We start from the raw sequence: 13,664 nt of genomic DNA, 5'->3' as shown, positions 1-13,664 counted from the left end.
TGAGCGCCGGATCGATGCACCTTGTTATGCGGTGCGCGTCAGAAAAATAGAATAAGAAATCCCCGCGAGCCCTAGCGTCGGCGTCCTGAACCCCAAAACTGTCACATCTGAGAGCGTTGACACGCCGGATAAGTCTCTGTCACCATTCAGCTGGGAGAGCATAATGACACACGCAATCGGCGCGGCACCACCGGTGTACGCAAATGATACCGCTTTGATATCTCGGCAAAACCGTACAATGTTGTGGTTGCTGTTGATCGTTTATATTTTTAACTTTCTGGATCGCCAGATCGTTAATATTTTGGCCGAGCCAATAAAGGCTGATTTATCGCTGAGCGATACACAATTGGGCTTGTTGGCCGGCCCTGCTTTTGCCGTTTTCTATGCTGTTTTGGGCATCCCGATTGCGCGATACGCCGATAGGCCGAATGCCAACCGCGTCCGCCTCATTTCGCTTTCTTTGGCGATTTGGTCGGCGATGACGGCGGTGTGCGGATTGGCCCAGAATTTCTGGCAGCTTGCTTTGGCTCGCATCGGTGTGGGCGTGGGGGAAGCTGGTTGCACGCCAGCGGCACACAGCCTGATTAGTGACAGCGTAAAGCCCGAAAAACGGGCCTCTGCCATCGCTTTCTATGGCATGGGCGTGCCGATTGGGTCGCTATTGGGCTTGGTGATCGGCGGCGTCGTCAATGACATTTATGGCTGGCGCGTGGCCTTGATGTTGGTGGGTCTGCCAGGATTGATATTGGCGATTGTGTTGCTGGCGCTGATGAAGGAACCGCGCCTGCGCCGCAGCCAAGCAGAGCAAGACACGCATAATGCGGTCCAATCGCTTAGCGTCAAAGAAGCGGCGCGGGAAATATTCACGTCGCGGGCGTATATTTATTTGCTGATCGCCACGTCGGTCACGGCCTTCCTTGGTTATGGCAAATCATTATGGACCATCAGCTTCTTCATTCGCAGCCATGGCTTGTCGACGACTGAGGCGGGCTTGGCCATGGCCGTGGTTCTGGGTGTGGCTGGTGCCTTGGGAACATGGCTGGGCGGAAAAGTGGCCGACCGTTATGGCGCGCGGGATAAGCGTCATATGCTCACACTGCCAGCCGTCGGCATGGCGATTGCGGCCCCCATTTTATTCTTGGGTTATTATATGGAGGATTGGCGCATCGCGATAGCATTGCTGGTCCTCCCCACGGTGCTGAACTCTGCTTATTATGGCCCATCATTTGCTTGCGTTCAGGGGTTGGTGCGTCCCCAAGCCCGCGCCGTTGCCGCATCGATCATGTTATTTTCGCAAAATCTTATTGGTCTGGGCATGGGGCCATTTTTGTTTGGCGTTTTGTCCGACAGCTTGATGCCCAGCTTTGGACAAGAAAGCGTGCGCTATGTCCTGTATGGCGCGGCCTTTTTGGGCTTAATCCCCGCTTTATTTTTCTGGCGGGCCAGCTTGCGTTTGTCCGCGGAAATGAAGGCGGGCTGAGTAAGAATAGGCGGGGCGCATGCCATGATGCGCCCCAATTCCTCATCCGCTATGAACCGGATTTCATCTTGGCGGCGTCGCTCCAGAAATGGAGATCATCCGCAAAGGCAGCAAAGGCGCGTTCCAAGCGGGCACCATCTTCGCCAATCGGGGTGCCATCGCCGTCAAAGGCTTGGTTGATACGGGCAAGGCCCAAGCTGTTGGGCGTGACCACCATGCCCAGCGCGCCCAATATGATGCGCCAATCCTGTGCCGAACGCAGACCGGAAAATGGCCCAGCGGAATAGGATGCAATGGCCGTCGGACGGCGCCGAAATTCGGGCAGATAATGGTCCACCAGATTTTTCAAACCCGCTTGAATGCCGCCATTATATTCGCCGACAACAAAGACAAAAGCATCTGCTGCGCTGATCTTGCTGGCAAGATCGGCCATGGCGGGCGGGGCTGTCCCCTCGGCATAATCGCTATATCGCTGGTCTAGCATGGGCAGGTTGACCGCCTTGGCGTCGACCAATTCGGCGGTGTCCCCCGATGTTTGAAGTTGATCAACCAACCACTGCGCCAAGTGAATGCCTTGGCGATTCTGACGATAGCTGCCGTAAAAGATAAGAATATGTCTGCTCATCATGCTGTGCTGCCACGAACCGCGCAGAAACAAAAGGGTTGGCAGCGACGCAAAGCCCGTCATGATCCGCCGCGGGACGGATGATGTCATAGGGGGAGAGAGGGAGATGCGTATTTATCGCACGCCCGATTCAGTTTTCGACGGCCTAGCGGGTTGGGATTTTGCACCGCATTACACAGCATTACCCGCAGGCTTGCGGGTGCATTATGTGGATGAGGGGCCATCGGACGGGCAAATTGTGCTGATGCTGCATGGCGAGCCGACATGGGGTTATTTATATCGTCATATGATTCGTCCGGTGTCGGACGCCGGATTTCGCGTATTGGTGCCAGATTTAATTGGCTTTGGTCGATCTGACAAACCCTTGGGACGGGGGGCTCACAGCTATGCCGGGCAAGTGGCGTGGATGAGCCAATGGGTGGAAGCACTGGATCTGCGCAATATCATCTTGGTGTGTCAAGATTGGGGGTCGTTGATTGGGCTGCGCTTGCTGGCCTTAATGCCCGATCGCTTCGCCGGTGTTGCCTTGGCCAATGGTGGGCTGCCCGAAGGGCAGGCGGCGCCGCGCGCCTTTGCGATATGGCGAAATTTTGCGCGTTACAGCCCGATTTTCCCGATTGGCGGCATTGTCAATCAAGGCTGTAAACGCACCCTTAGCGCGGCGGAAATCGCGGCCTATGACGCCCCATTTCCCACCCGTGCATCCAAGGTCGGACCACGAGCCTATCCGGCGTTGGTTCCCTTGGGCCCGAATATTGCCGTGCCGGACCAGCAGGCCGCGTGGCGCGTGCTGGAACAATATGAAAAGCCATTTTTATGTTGTTTTTCGGACGGTGACCCCATCACGCGCGGCGGCGAGCGGGCCTTTATTGGCCGTGTTCCGGGCACCAAAGATATGCCGCACCACGCCCTGCACGGTGGGCATTTCATCCAAGAAGACGACCCTACAGGCTTTGCGCAAGCCATTTCCATGGTCGCAGAGGCCGGACGCCATCGCTCCACTTAGGGCATGAAAAAAGGCGGGGTTTGATGCCCCGCCTTTTTGTGATCATTGGGTGATCTTGCGTTGGATTAATCCGTAAAGGGATCGCGGATCAAAATCGTGTCTTCGCGTTCGGGGCTGGTCGACACCAAGGCAATTGGTGTTTCGATCAATTCTTGCACGCGCTGAATATATTTAATCGCTTGGGCTGGCAGTTCCGCATAGCTGCGGGCCCCCGCCGTGGTTTCCTGCCAGCCGTCGATTTCTTCGTAAATCGGTTCAACAGCCGCTTGGTCGGCGGCGTGGCTGGGGAAATAATCCAATACCTTGCCGCGCAGGCGATAGCCGGTGCAGATACGGATTTTGTCAAAGCCGTCCAACACGTCGAGCTTGGTCAGCGCGATGCCGGTGACGCCCGATACCGCGCAGCTTTGGCGGACCAAAACGGCGTCGAACCAACCACAGCGGCGCTTGCGGCCCGTGACGGTACCAAATTCATGGCCGCGTTCACCCAGGCGTTGGCCGGTTTCATCGTCCAACTCAGTGGGGAAGGGGCCGCTGCCAACGCGGGTGGTATAGGCTTTGGTGATGCCCAGTACAAATCCCACAGCCGAAGGACCAAGGCCCGAACCGCTGGCGGCGGTACCGCTGACGGTGTTGCTACTGGTGACAAAGGGATAGGTGCCATGATCGACGTCCAGCAGCACGCCTTGCGCGCCTTCGAACAAGATGCGGGCACCGGCTTTGCGGACTTTGTTCAGGCGCTTCCATACGGGCTGCGCATATTCCAAAACGAAGTCGGCGATTTCAGCCAGATCAGCCTTGAGGCGATCACGGTCAATCGGCGGCTGTCCAAAGCCAGCGCGCAGGGCGTCATGATGGGCGGTCAGGCGGTCGATTTGCGGATCGAGCAGATCAAGGTGCGCCAAATCGCAAACGCGAATCGCGCGGCGGCCAACCTTATCTTCATATGCAGGGCCGATGCCGCGTCCCGTGGTGCCGATTTTGCCGGCGCCAGCGGCTTGTTCGCGCAAAGCGTCCAGATCGCGGTGGAACGGCAGGATCAGCGGGCAATTGTCGGCAATCGCGAAATTCTCTGCGTTAATTTCAACGCCTTGGGCTCGCAGCTTTTCCATTTCGGCGCGCAAAGCCCATGGGTCCAAAACCACGCCATTGCCGATGATCGACAAAGTGCCAGTGACGATGCCCGACGGCAACAGCGACAATTTATAAACTTGGTCGCCAACAACCAACGTATGGCCTGCGTTATGCCCGCCTTGAAAACGCACAACGGCGTCGGCACGGTTTGCCAGCCAATCTACGATTTTGCCTTTGCCTTCGTCGCCCCACTGCGACCCGATGACGGTAACATTTGCCATGATGCTGTCCTGCTATATGGGTGGTATTTCGCCCCGCGCGGCCTTAGCCTATTTGACAAAAGAGGCAAGCAAAAGGGCAGATTTTTACCATATTTGGCGGCTAAGCGTTGGAATGTTACACATTATTATGCGCCAGCCGACAAAAGATGAAAGTGACAGGTGACGCCCATAAAATGGGGCGTCCCTGGGGCGGTTTCGCTCCTGCGAAGGATATTCTTGGTTTGCAAATCAGATCGGAACGGGGCCGTCCGCCGACAGGCTATAACCACAGCCCAGCAAAGCGCCATCGTCGCTCGCGGACAAAGCGGCCACTGTGCGCCAACCGTCCATGCGCAAACCAGCGGCGACATCTTCGTCATGGCCCAGCGGCAGGAATAAGCGGCGTTCCTTGTCCGACATATGGCCCAAGCCCTCGTCGATCAGCGGATCGGGATAGAGGCTGAAGCCCATTGCGGCTTCTTCGCTGGTTTCGCCAACGGGAATGGAATAGCTGCCGCCGCGTCCCACTGCGTCGCCGAAACCGGGAACGAAGATCGAGAAGCCGAACCAGCTATGGTAAACAAAGCCATGACGTTCGGTGGGGTCTAGCGTTAAGGTCGCGCGGCCGCGAATGGGCGCAGCAATTTCTTCGAGTGCGGCAATCCGCTCGGCCAGCACGCCGCTGGTGTCAAAAGCGCGCAGCTTGGCCAAAGCATCGTCAAAGGGGCCGGTCGCGTTCAGCAGCGGCAAATAGGCCGATGCCCCAAGCCGCGTCAGCGCGCCTGCATCCTTGGCGTCCAATTCTTCGCGCACGGCGACAATATCGGCATCCAGCGGCAAGGGACCCGCGGCCAGCAAATCAATCGCGTCGGGCAGGGTGAAGTCAATGGTTACGGGACCAATGCCCGCCGCTTCCAAGGCTTGAATGGCGACCAGCACGATTTCGCGGGCCGCAGCCACGCTGTCCACGCCAATAATTTCCGCACCGACCTGCAGCATTTCGCGGGCGGGGCGCAATTGGCTGGCCTTTAATTTGACGACTTGGCCCGCATAGCAGAGGCGAAGCGGACGGGGGGCATGGGCCAATAAGGATTTGGCGATACGGCCAACCTGACGGGTGATGTCGGGGCGCAAAGCCAAGGTGCGCTGGGATACAGGATCGGTGAAGCGCAACAATTCACGGGCGGTCTGTTCGTCATCGCCGCCCAATGTTTCGCGAAATTCGGCCAGCGGCGGGGACACACGCTGATATCCGTGGGCGCGCATAGCATCCACCAATGCACGGGTCACGCGCGAGGAAGCTTCTGCCTGCGCCGGAAGCCGGTCGCGCAGGCCTTCGGGCAATAATGCTGGGGCCTTGATCATGGCGATTGCCTTAGGCGGATGGGAAGCGCTGTTCAACCAGCATTGTTCAACCAGCGATAGGAAAAGAATCGCGGCTGTTTGCGAAGCAGGCGGCGTGACGGGAGAGCCAAGGGCCAAACTGTCGGCGCAAACAGCCGGATGGGGTTATGCGAAAGGCCTTAGAATTTCAGGCCCTTCACGGTTTTTACGCCAGGAAGCTGGCACAACTGCCACAGCATGGGTTCGGGCAGAGCCGAGTCGATGGACAGCAACAGCACGGCTTCACCGCCAGCCGCACGGCGGCCAAGGTGGAAGGTGCCAATGTTCAAACCGGCGTCGCCCAAAGCCGAACCGATACGGCCAATAAAGCCCGGTGCGTCTTCGTTGACAATATAGAGCATGTTGCCGTCGAGGTCGGCTTCGACCTTGATGCCAAACATTTCGACAAGGCGCGGTTCATTATTGCCGAACAAGGTGCCAGCCACCGAACGATCGCCTTGTTCCGTCGCAACGGTCACGCGAACAAGGGTCTGGTAATCGCCTTCGCGGTCATGACGCACTTCGCGGATATCAAGGCCGCGTTCGCGGGCCAGATGCGGCGCGTTGACCATATTCACCGATTCGGAATAACGGCGCATCAGGCCCGTCAGCACCGCAGCGGTGATCGGCTTGATGTTCAGTTCCGCCGCAGCCCCTTCGACTTCGATCGAAATGGTGGTGAGGTTGTCATGGGCCAATTGGCCAATCAAGCTGCCCAGCTTTTCGGCAAGGCTCATATAGGGGCGCAGCTTTGGTGCTTCGTCAGCCGACAGGCTGGGCACGTTCAGCGCGTTGGTGATGCCGCCGGTCAGCAGATAATCCGACAATTGTTCCGCAACTTGGATGGCCACGTTGACCTGCGCTTCGTCGGTCGACGCGCCAAGATGCGGGGTGCAGATGAAGTTGGGCGTGCCGAACAATGGGTGATCGGCTGCGGGTGGTTCTTGGACAAATACGTCGAGCGCTGCGCCAGCGACATGGCCCGATTCCAACGCTTCCTTCAAAGCGGCTTCGTCGATCAATCCGCCGCGTGCGCAATTGATGATGCGAACGCCCTTCTTGGCCTTGGCCAGATTTTCCTTGCTCAGGATGTTGCGGGTCTGGTCGGTCAGCGGGGTGTGCAGGGTGATGAAATCCGCCTTGGCGAGCAAGGTTTCCAGATCAGCCTTTTCAACGCCCAATTCAATGGCGCGCTCTGGCGTCAGGAACGGGTCGAAAGCCACAACCTTCATGCGCAGGCCGATGGCGCGTTCGGCAACGATGCTGCCGATATTGCCGCAGCCAATCAGGCCCAACGTCTTGGATGTCAGTTCGACGCCCATGAAGCGGTTCTTTTCCCACTTGCCAGCTTGCGTCGAAACATCAGCTTCGGGGATTTGGCGGGCGAGGGCGAACATCATCGCAATGGCATGTTCAGCGGTGGTGATGCTGTTGCCGAACGGCGTGTTCATCACGATCACACCCTTCTTGGATGCTTCGGGAATGTCGACATTATCCACACCGATACCGGCGCGGCCAACAACCTTCAGGTTCGTTGCAGCAGCCAAAACATCTGCGGTGACTTTCGTGGACGAACGGATGGCGAGGCCATGATAATCGCCGATCATGGCGATCAATTCTTCTTTGGTCTTGCCGGTGATGACGTCAACGTCGATGCCGCGCTCGCGGAAAATTTCCGCGGCTTTGGGGTCCATCTTGTCGCTGATAAGGACTTTAGGTGCAGTCATTTTACGAACTCCTTAATCTGGCACTTTGGCACAGATCGGGTCAGAAACTGGGGAAATGGCTCCGGCCCAGATCAGGCCGGAGCAAAAAATCAGGCGTTGAGCGAGGCGTAGGCCCAATCGAGCCACGGGCCGAGCGCTTCAATATCGGCGGTGTCGACGGTCGCGCCGCACCAGATGCGCAGGCCAGCAGGGGCATCGCGGTAACCAGCGATGTCATAAGCTGCGCCTTCGGCTTCCAGCAGGCCTGCGAACTTCTTGATGAAGTCTGCGTCTGCGCCTTCAACCGTCAAGCAAACCGAGGTGGTCGAACGGCTGGCTTCGTCGATGGCGAGGTGGCCCAGCCAATCGCGCTCTTCCACAATCTTGTTCAGCGCTGCGGCGTTTGCGTTGCTGCGGGCCATAAGGCCTTCTGCGCCGCCAACTTCCTTGGCCCATTCCAGATTGAAGATGGCGTCTTCGACAGCCAGCATCGACGGGGTGTTGATGGTTTCGCCCTTGAACACGCCTTCGACCAGCTTGCCGCCCTTGGTGAGGCGGAAAACCTTCGGCAAAGGCCATGCGGGGGTATAGCTTTCCAGACGTTCCACAGCGCGGGGGCCGAGGATCAAGACGCCATGGCCGCCTTCGCCGCCGAGAACCTTCTGCCAAGAGAAGGTGGCAACGTCGATTTTGTCCCAAGGCATGTCATAAGCGAAGACAGCGCTGGTCGAGTCAGCGAAGGTCAGGCCTTCGCGGTCGTCGGGAATCCAGTCGCCATTCGGCACGCGAACGCCGCTGGTGGTGCCGTTCCATGTGAACAGCACGTCATTCGACCAGTCCACTTGGGTCAGATCAGGCAATTGGCCATAATCTGCGCGGATGACCGTAGGGTCCAGCTTCAATTGCTTGGCAGCATCGGTGACCCAACCATCACCGAAGCTTTCCCAAGCCATTGCCGTTACTGGACGCGCGCCCAGCATGGTCCACATGGCCATTTCGAAGGCGCCGGTATCCGAACCGGGCACAATACCAATGCGATGCGTGTCTGGCAGATTCAGCAGCTCGCGCATCAAATCAATGCAATAAGCGAGGCGATTCTTGCCGATCTTGGCGCGATGCGAGCGGCCAAGCGATTCGGTTGCTAATTTTTCGGGTGCCCAAGTCGGCGCCTTGGCGCATGGACCGGAAGAGAAGAACGGACGCGCAGGAATATTCTGCGGTTTCACTACATTAGTCATATAGACTCTCCTTACAGAGAGCTCGCGCGGCGTTGGGACCGCGTGGCCCGTCGCTGCATGTAGAGGAGTGGGCGCAACTGTCAAATAAAATGAATGGGGTGGGTGAAATTTTCAAATTGTTCCGATAGGGTCATTCTATGGTTTTGAAAGAAAGTGATATTCAGAACGATGAATAAGCGACTGAAATTCACCGCACAGATAGCGATGGCGGGTGTATCGGCCCTGTTGTTGTCGGCTTGTTTTGGTCAGCCAGACGTCAAGCGCAACAAAAAGCAGGATCGGCCATCGACGACGCAAAAGGCTCCGCCACCGCGCGGCGCCGTGCCTGCGTTCAGCACGCAAGATTCGCGCGCCTGTCTGGTTTCGTTGCAACAAGCATCGGTGCGTTATGACGCGCTGGATAACCAATATTTTGGCGGCGGATGCTCGGCCATTGATTCGGTGAAACTGCTGGATATCGGCGTGCCGGTGTCCAATTTGGGGGCGATGACTTGCCCGTTGGCGCGCAATTTTTCGGCATGGGCGCAATATGCCGTTCGTCCGGCGGCCCGACAATTTTTCGGGGCGGAAGTGGTCAAGATTGAAACCATGGGCACCTATGCTTGCCGAAATATCAATGGGGCATCCAGCGGTCGCTTGTCGCAACATGCCTCTGCCAATGCGATTGATGTGTCGGCCTTTGTGCTGAGCGATGGGCGGCGGATTACGGTGACGAAGGATTGGCAGGGGGATCGTAAAGCGCAGGATTTTCTGCGGGCCTTGCATAAATCCGCCTGTCGCCGCTTTGGCACGGTGCTGGGGCCGGATTATAACCGCGCCCATCATGATCATTTTCATTTTGAAATGAACGGAAATGGGTTTTGCCGATAATAAAGGCTTGGGGTTGAAGGAAATAGATAAGAGATGGGCCAAGGCGGCCTTGCAAATTGGCAAGCGGTGATTAGCTATTGTCGAATGACAAAAGATAAGACGAAACATCCCACGCGCTTCCACAAAGCCAAGGAAGACGCCCAATTTGCAAAACAAGCCAGTTCGACGCCGCAAACGTCCAGCGAAGCCTATAAGCTAGCGTTTCAGGACAAAGAATTTCTGCTGCGCGACGATTTGCGTCCTGTTCGCTTTCAGTTGGAATTGCTGAAGCCGGAACTACTGCTGGACGAAGCGAAAATCGCATCGACCATGGTGATTTATGGCTCTGCCCGTATTCCCGAACCGCAGGACGCCGAAGGGCTGGAGGCTGCGGCAGGCGATGATCGGTCGCGGACCATTGCCCGCAACCTCAAGGCCAAAGCGCGATATTATGACGAAGCGCGCAAACTGGCCAATATGGCAAGTTGTTACCCCGCCGACGACAAAGGCCAGCGCCATTTTGTTGTGTGTTCCGGCGGCGGTCCTTCGATCATGGAAGCCGCCAATCGCGGGGCCAGTGACAAGGGCTGCGAATCCATCGGTTTGAACATTGTCTTGCCGCATGAACAAGCGCCCAACCGTTATGTGACGCCGGAATTAAGCTTCCAATTCCACTATTTCGCGCTGCGCAAGATGCACTTCTTGCTGCGCGCCCGCGCCGTCGCAGTGTTTCCCGGCGGTTTCGGTACATTCGATGAAATGTTTGAACTGCTGACCTTGATTCAAACCGGCAAGGTCAAGCCGATTCCGATTGTGTTGTTCGGCAAGGAATTTTGGAACCGCGTGGTCAATTTTGACGCGTTGGTGGACGAAGGTGTGATTAGCGCGCCCGATCTTAATCTGTTCCAATTTGTGGAAACGGCCGAAGAGGCGTGGGACATTTTTGAAAAATTCTACGATCAAGACCCAGAATGATCGGCGGTTGATCGGGCATTGGCCCAGATAATATAAAAGGGCTGGGGACGCGGTGTTCCCAGCCCTTTTTCATAATCCGTTGAACGGGCTTATTCGCCGTTCGTTTGCAGATATAAATATAGAGATTTGCGATCAATGGGATCAATGATGCCGGCAAAGGCCATGCGCGTGCCGGGCAGCGCCTTCATGGGCTGTTCCAGATAATGATCGAGGGCAGCTTCGTCCCAAATGCCGCCCTTGGCGCGCATCGCGCCGCTATACGCAAAACCGGCCACGCTGCCGACGGGGCGGTTTACAATACCGTGCAAATTGGGCCCAATGCCATTGCGGCCGCCCGCCTCAATTGTGTGGCAGGACATGCAACGGCGAAAGATCATTTGGCCGATTTTTACGCTGGGCTCCACATTGGGGGCTGGTGCGGCGACGGTGGATGTTGGCGCGCTGTTGCTGGCAGCGGATGTTTGGTTCCCCGTGTCTGGCGAACCGCATCCGGCCAGCATCAATCCCGCCGCAAACAGGGCGGGAGCGCGCCTGTTCATCTTATTTCGCTGCTGCGTCAGCGGGGGCTGCATCTGTGCCTGCTGCATCGGTTGCAGGGGCATCAGCCGCTGGCGCTTCGCCCGCAGCAGGCACCGCTTCAGGCGCGGGCAGAGGCAGGTTCGAACCTTGATTGTTCATATAGACGATCACGGCTGCACGGTCTTCGGGGTTGCTTAAGCCCGCAAAGGACATTTTCGTGCCATTGGCATATTTACGTGGGCTGGCCAGCCAAGCGTCCATACCCTCGAACGTCCAGTTGCCTGGAACCGATTTCAAAGCATCCGAATAAGCAAAGCCCGCAACATGGCCATGGGTTTTGCCCAATGCGCCCCACAAATTGGGGCCGATTCCATTGGCACCGCCTTGGTTGATCGTGTGGCAGGCAGAACATTTTGCAAAGATGGTTTCACCCTTTGCAGGGTCGGCTGCGGCCAACAGATTGGCCAAGGGGACTGCGGATTCGCCGCCGCCGCCTGCTTCGGCATCTTCAATGGGATAGCCTGGTGTTTCTGGGGCGTGGCTGGAAAAGATCATGCCCGACCCGATGGAAAGTCCCAACGCACAAGCCATAGCAAATAAGCCCCAGCCAGCGATAGTATTGAAGCGATTGTCCATGCTTTGCAGCCCCGTTATTTTTCGCCCTGTAGTGGACGCTCCCGAAACATTTTGTCGATCCCTTACTGAGCGACATGAGAAGGCGCAAGGGGAAGCAGCATCTTCCTGTCATGCTTTTGCGGGATTGGCCGTGATATTCACTCTATCTTGCAATGTTAGCTTCGATTGCTAGAGCCGCATAGACGCACCAATTCTGTGCGTGAGAGGGTCGAAATGGGCAGTTATTCAGCATCCGCAGAAGTTTTGGTGGAAAAAATGCGCCGCGCCGCTTTGGCACAGCCAGCGCAGGGGTTGGCCTTTCAAGGCGCACCGGGCGCCAACAGCGACTTGGCCGCACGGGAATTTGATCCAAGCGCCCTGGCCATGCCATGCTATAGCTTTGAAGATGCAATAGAAGCTGTGCGGGACGGCAGCGTGGCCCGTGCGATTATTCCGATCGAAAACAGCCTGCATGGCCGTGTGGCCGACATTCACTTTCTATTGCCCGAATCTGGCCTGTCGATTGTTGGTGAGCATTTCTTGCGGATTCGCCACGGGCTGATGAGCCGGGATTTGGGCCCGATCACGCGCGCGATGAGCCATGAGCAAGCCTTGGGGCAGTGCCGCAAATGGCTGCGCGCCAATGGCATTGCGCCGGTTGCGCACAGCGATACGGCGGGCGCGGCGGCATGGGTTGCGGATAGTGACGAAGTGGGCCTTGCGGCCATTGCGCCGCCCCATGCGGCGGATTTATACGGGCTGACGCTGCACCAGTCGGGCATCGAGGACGCCGACCATAATATGACCCGCTTTGTAGTGTTGGCTCGTGAACCCTTGGCGCAATTGCCCAGTGACGGACCGCTGATGACCACGCTGGTCTTTGAGGTGAAGAATATTCCCGCGGCGCTGTACAAGGCCTTGGGCGGTTTTGCGACCAATGGAGTCAATATGACCAAGCTGGAAAGCTATCAAATGGGCGGCAGTTTTTCGGCGACCAAATTTTTTGCCGATATTGTGGGTGCCCCTGGTGAGCCAGCGGTGGACAGGGCCTTGGAAGAATTGGATTTCCAGACCAAATCTGTCGCCTTGCTGGGCAGCTATCGCCAAGCACGGGCGCGGCCAGCCACCGCGACCTGATTTTGGGACCTGATTTTGGAAAATATCTTTAACCACCGCGTGCGCGCAGATGCCGCGCGGTGGCAAAGCTTTGGAACAAAAATAATGTCAGCAAGATAGCGGCAACCCCCAAAGCGAAAATGTCAAAGCCGGACATGTTGCTGCTGCCAATATCGCGCCCACCGACAAGGGGCATCAACATGGTCATCACAATCAACATGATCCGCAACTCTGTTGGGCCGCCCGCCATATAAGATAAGCGAAATTCTCCCAAAACCTTGGCCGCCAAAAATGTGTGAATGGCCAATAATAAATAGCAAATGACACAAATTAACGCGACGTCAAATCGCATATAGGGCGTCAGGCCCAGTCCGCCGACCATCAAGAAAATCGCCAAGCCATCGACGCTATGGTCCAAAAAATAACCATAGGCGGGCCGTTCAATGCGCCGCCATCGGGCAAGGCTGCCGTCCAAGCTGTCGCCGAACCAATTCACAAAATATCCCAGCACGCTGAGCGTCAGCCAATGCGGGGTTTGCCAACTGAGGATATATCCTGCCGCCACCATGGCCGCGCCCACAAAGCCGAGGCTGGTTAATTTATCCGGTGTGACCCATGCGGGCATATGGGCGCATAAATAATTTAACAATTGTCGTTCTTTTCGGGCCAGCAAATTTTGCTGTATCCGCTGCGGCGGCGTCACCGGATTATTTGGCATATGGCCCATGGTGACGCATATCCTTTGTTGGCTTTATTGCAGCGAGAGTGGCCAGCAATTTCGGCGTTAAACTTACATCATAATATTGTCATATGGATTG

13 protein-coding genes are annotated in these 13,664 nt (G+C 56.9%); 5 read left to right on the top strand and 8 right to left on the bottom strand.

Translation table 11 applies throughout. The features are described 5' to 3' along the window. Nucleotides 1–163 precede the first annotated feature (163 nt). The gene (locus LKO31_RS09275; protein WP_227690056.1) at nt 164–1,480 is read left to right on the top strand and encodes a spinster family MFS transporter; all 1,317 of its coding nucleotides are present in this window, start codon (nt 164–166) and stop codon (nt 1,478–1,480) included. A 49-nt stretch (nt 1,481–1,529) separates the two neighbouring features. Here LKO31_RS09275 and LKO31_RS09270 read toward each other — a convergent pair whose 3' ends face one another. Beyond that, nucleotides 1,530–2,105, bottom strand: coding sequence for an NADPH-dependent FMN reductase (locus LKO31_RS09270; protein WP_227690594.1), 576 nt, complete (start codon nt 2,103–2,105; stop codon nt 1,530–1,532). A 106-nt stretch (nt 2,106–2,211) separates the two neighbouring features. Here LKO31_RS09270 and LKO31_RS09265 point away from each other — a divergent pair, with 106 nt between their 5' ends. Further along, entirely contained in the window at nt 2,212–3,111 is a 900-nt protein-coding gene (locus LKO31_RS09265; RefSeq protein WP_227690054.1) for a haloalkane dehalogenase, read from the top strand. 65 nt (nt 3,112–3,176) lie between these two features. On the opposite strand, the gene LKO31_RS09260 is transcribed toward LKO31_RS09265, so the two are convergent. The 4 genes from LKO31_RS09260 to LKO31_RS09245 form a co-directional block, all read right to left on the bottom strand. Next, nucleotides 3,177–4,466 (bottom strand): adenylosuccinate synthase, encoded by a 1,290-nt coding sequence (locus tag LKO31_RS09260; RefSeq protein ID WP_227690052.1) that lies wholly within the window; start codon nt 4,464–4,466, stop codon nt 3,177–3,179. A 228-nt stretch (nt 4,467–4,694) separates the two neighbouring features. After that, nucleotides 4,695–5,810 (bottom strand): ATP phosphoribosyltransferase regulatory subunit, encoded by a 1,116-nt coding sequence (locus tag LKO31_RS09255; protein WP_227690050.1) that lies wholly within the window; start codon nt 5,808–5,810, stop codon nt 4,695–4,697. A gap of 158 nt (nt 5,811–5,968) precedes the next feature. Next, nucleotides 5,969–7,555, bottom strand: a complete 1,587-nt coding sequence (gene serA, locus LKO31_RS09250; protein ID WP_227690049.1) for a phosphoglycerate dehydrogenase — start codon at nt 7,553–7,555, stop codon at nt 5,969–5,971. A gap of 89 nt (nt 7,556–7,644) precedes the next feature. Beyond that, complete coding sequence (locus tag LKO31_RS09245) at nt 7,645–8,772, bottom strand: phosphoserine transaminase (protein WP_227690047.1); 1,128 nt, start codon at nt 8,770–8,772, stop codon at nt 7,645–7,647. A 168-nt stretch (nt 8,773–8,940) separates the two neighbouring features. Here LKO31_RS09245 and LKO31_RS09240 point away from each other — a divergent pair, with 168 nt between their 5' ends. Further along, on the top strand, nt 8,941–9,642 hold the full coding sequence (locus LKO31_RS09240) for an extensin-like domain-containing protein (protein WP_227690045.1): 702 nt from the start codon (nt 8,941–8,943) through the stop codon (nt 9,640–9,642). A gap of 84 nt (nt 9,643–9,726) precedes the next feature. Then, on the top strand, nt 9,727–10,596 hold the full coding sequence (locus LKO31_RS09235) for an LOG family protein (RefSeq protein ID WP_227690043.1): 870 nt from the start codon (nt 9,727–9,729) through the stop codon (nt 10,594–10,596). A gap of 89 nt (nt 10,597–10,685) precedes the next feature. Here the strand turns inward: LKO31_RS09235 and LKO31_RS09230 are convergent, their stop codons facing one another. Next, entirely contained in the window at nt 10,686–11,135 is a 450-nt protein-coding gene (locus LKO31_RS09230; protein ID WP_227690041.1) for a c-type cytochrome, read from the bottom strand. A gap of 1 nt (nt 11,136) precedes the next feature. Next, entirely contained in the window at nt 11,137–11,751 is a 615-nt protein-coding gene (locus LKO31_RS09225; protein WP_227690040.1) for a c-type cytochrome, read from the bottom strand. A 213-nt stretch (nt 11,752–11,964) separates the two neighbouring features. On the opposite strand from LKO31_RS09225, the gene LKO31_RS09220 reads away from it, so the two are divergent. After that, entirely contained in the window at nt 11,965–12,867 is a 903-nt protein-coding gene (locus LKO31_RS09220) for a prephenate dehydratase (protein ID WP_227690038.1), read from the top strand. A gap of 28 nt (nt 12,868–12,895) precedes the next feature. Here LKO31_RS09220 and LKO31_RS09215 read toward each other — a convergent pair whose 3' ends face one another. Continuing rightward, nucleotides 12,896–13,573 (bottom strand): CDP-alcohol phosphatidyltransferase family protein, encoded by a 678-nt coding sequence (locus LKO31_RS09215; protein WP_407699267.1) that lies wholly within the window; start codon nt 13,571–13,573, stop codon nt 12,896–12,898. Nucleotides 13,574–13,664 lie beyond the last annotated feature (91 nt).

The organism is Sphingopyxis yananensis (genome assembly GCF_020687785.1).
In the GTDB taxonomy this organism is placed as follows: domain Bacteria; phylum Pseudomonadota; class Alphaproteobacteria; order Sphingomonadales; family Sphingomonadaceae; genus Sphingopyxis; species Sphingopyxis yananensis.
The sequence above is the reverse complement of the archived record's forward strand: the minus strand, read 5'-3'. Positions and strand labels throughout refer to the sequence as shown.

Coding starts and splice junctions, on each gene's coding strand:
- LKO31_RS09275 (WP_227690056.1), top strand. CDS start 164: ATGACACACGCAATCGGCGCGGCACCACCGGTGTACGCAAATGATACC.
- LKO31_RS09270 (WP_227690594.1), bottom strand. CDS start 2,105: ATGAGCAGACATATTCTTATCTTTTACGGCAGCTATCGTCAGAATCGC.
- LKO31_RS09265 (WP_227690054.1), top strand. CDS start 2,212: ATGCGTATTTATCGCACGCCCGATTCAGTTTTCGACGGCCTAGCGGGT.
- LKO31_RS09260 (WP_227690052.1), bottom strand. CDS start 4,466: ATGGCAAATGTTACCGTCATCGGGTCGCAGTGGGGCGACGAAGGCAAA.
- LKO31_RS09255 (WP_227690050.1), bottom strand. CDS start 5,810: ATGATCAAGGCCCCAGCATTATTGCCCGAAGGCCTGCGCGACCGGCTT.
- serA (WP_227690049.1), bottom strand. CDS start 7,555: ATGACTGCACCTAAAGTCCTTATCAGCGACAAGATGGACCCCAAAGCC.
- LKO31_RS09245 (WP_227690047.1), bottom strand. CDS start 8,772: ATGACTAATGTAGTGAAACCGCAGAATATTCCTGCGCGTCCGTTCTTC.
- LKO31_RS09240 (WP_227690045.1), top strand. CDS start 8,941: ATGAATAAGCGACTGAAATTCACCGCACAGATAGCGATGGCGGGTGTA.
- LKO31_RS09235 (WP_227690043.1), top strand. CDS start 9,727: ATGACAAAAGATAAGACGAAACATCCCACGCGCTTCCACAAAGCCAAG.
- LKO31_RS09230 (WP_227690041.1), bottom strand. CDS start 11,135: ATGAACAGGCGCGCTCCCGCCCTGTTTGCGGCGGGATTGATGCTGGCC.
- LKO31_RS09225 (WP_227690040.1), bottom strand. CDS start 11,751: ATGGACAATCGCTTCAATACTATCGCTGGCTGGGGCTTATTTGCTATG.
- LKO31_RS09220 (WP_227690038.1), top strand. CDS start 11,965: ATGGGCAGTTATTCAGCATCCGCAGAAGTTTTGGTGGAAAAAATGCGC.
- LKO31_RS09215 (WP_407699267.1), bottom strand. CDS start 13,573: ATGGGCCATATGCCAAATAATCCGGTGACGCCGCCGCAGCGGATACAG.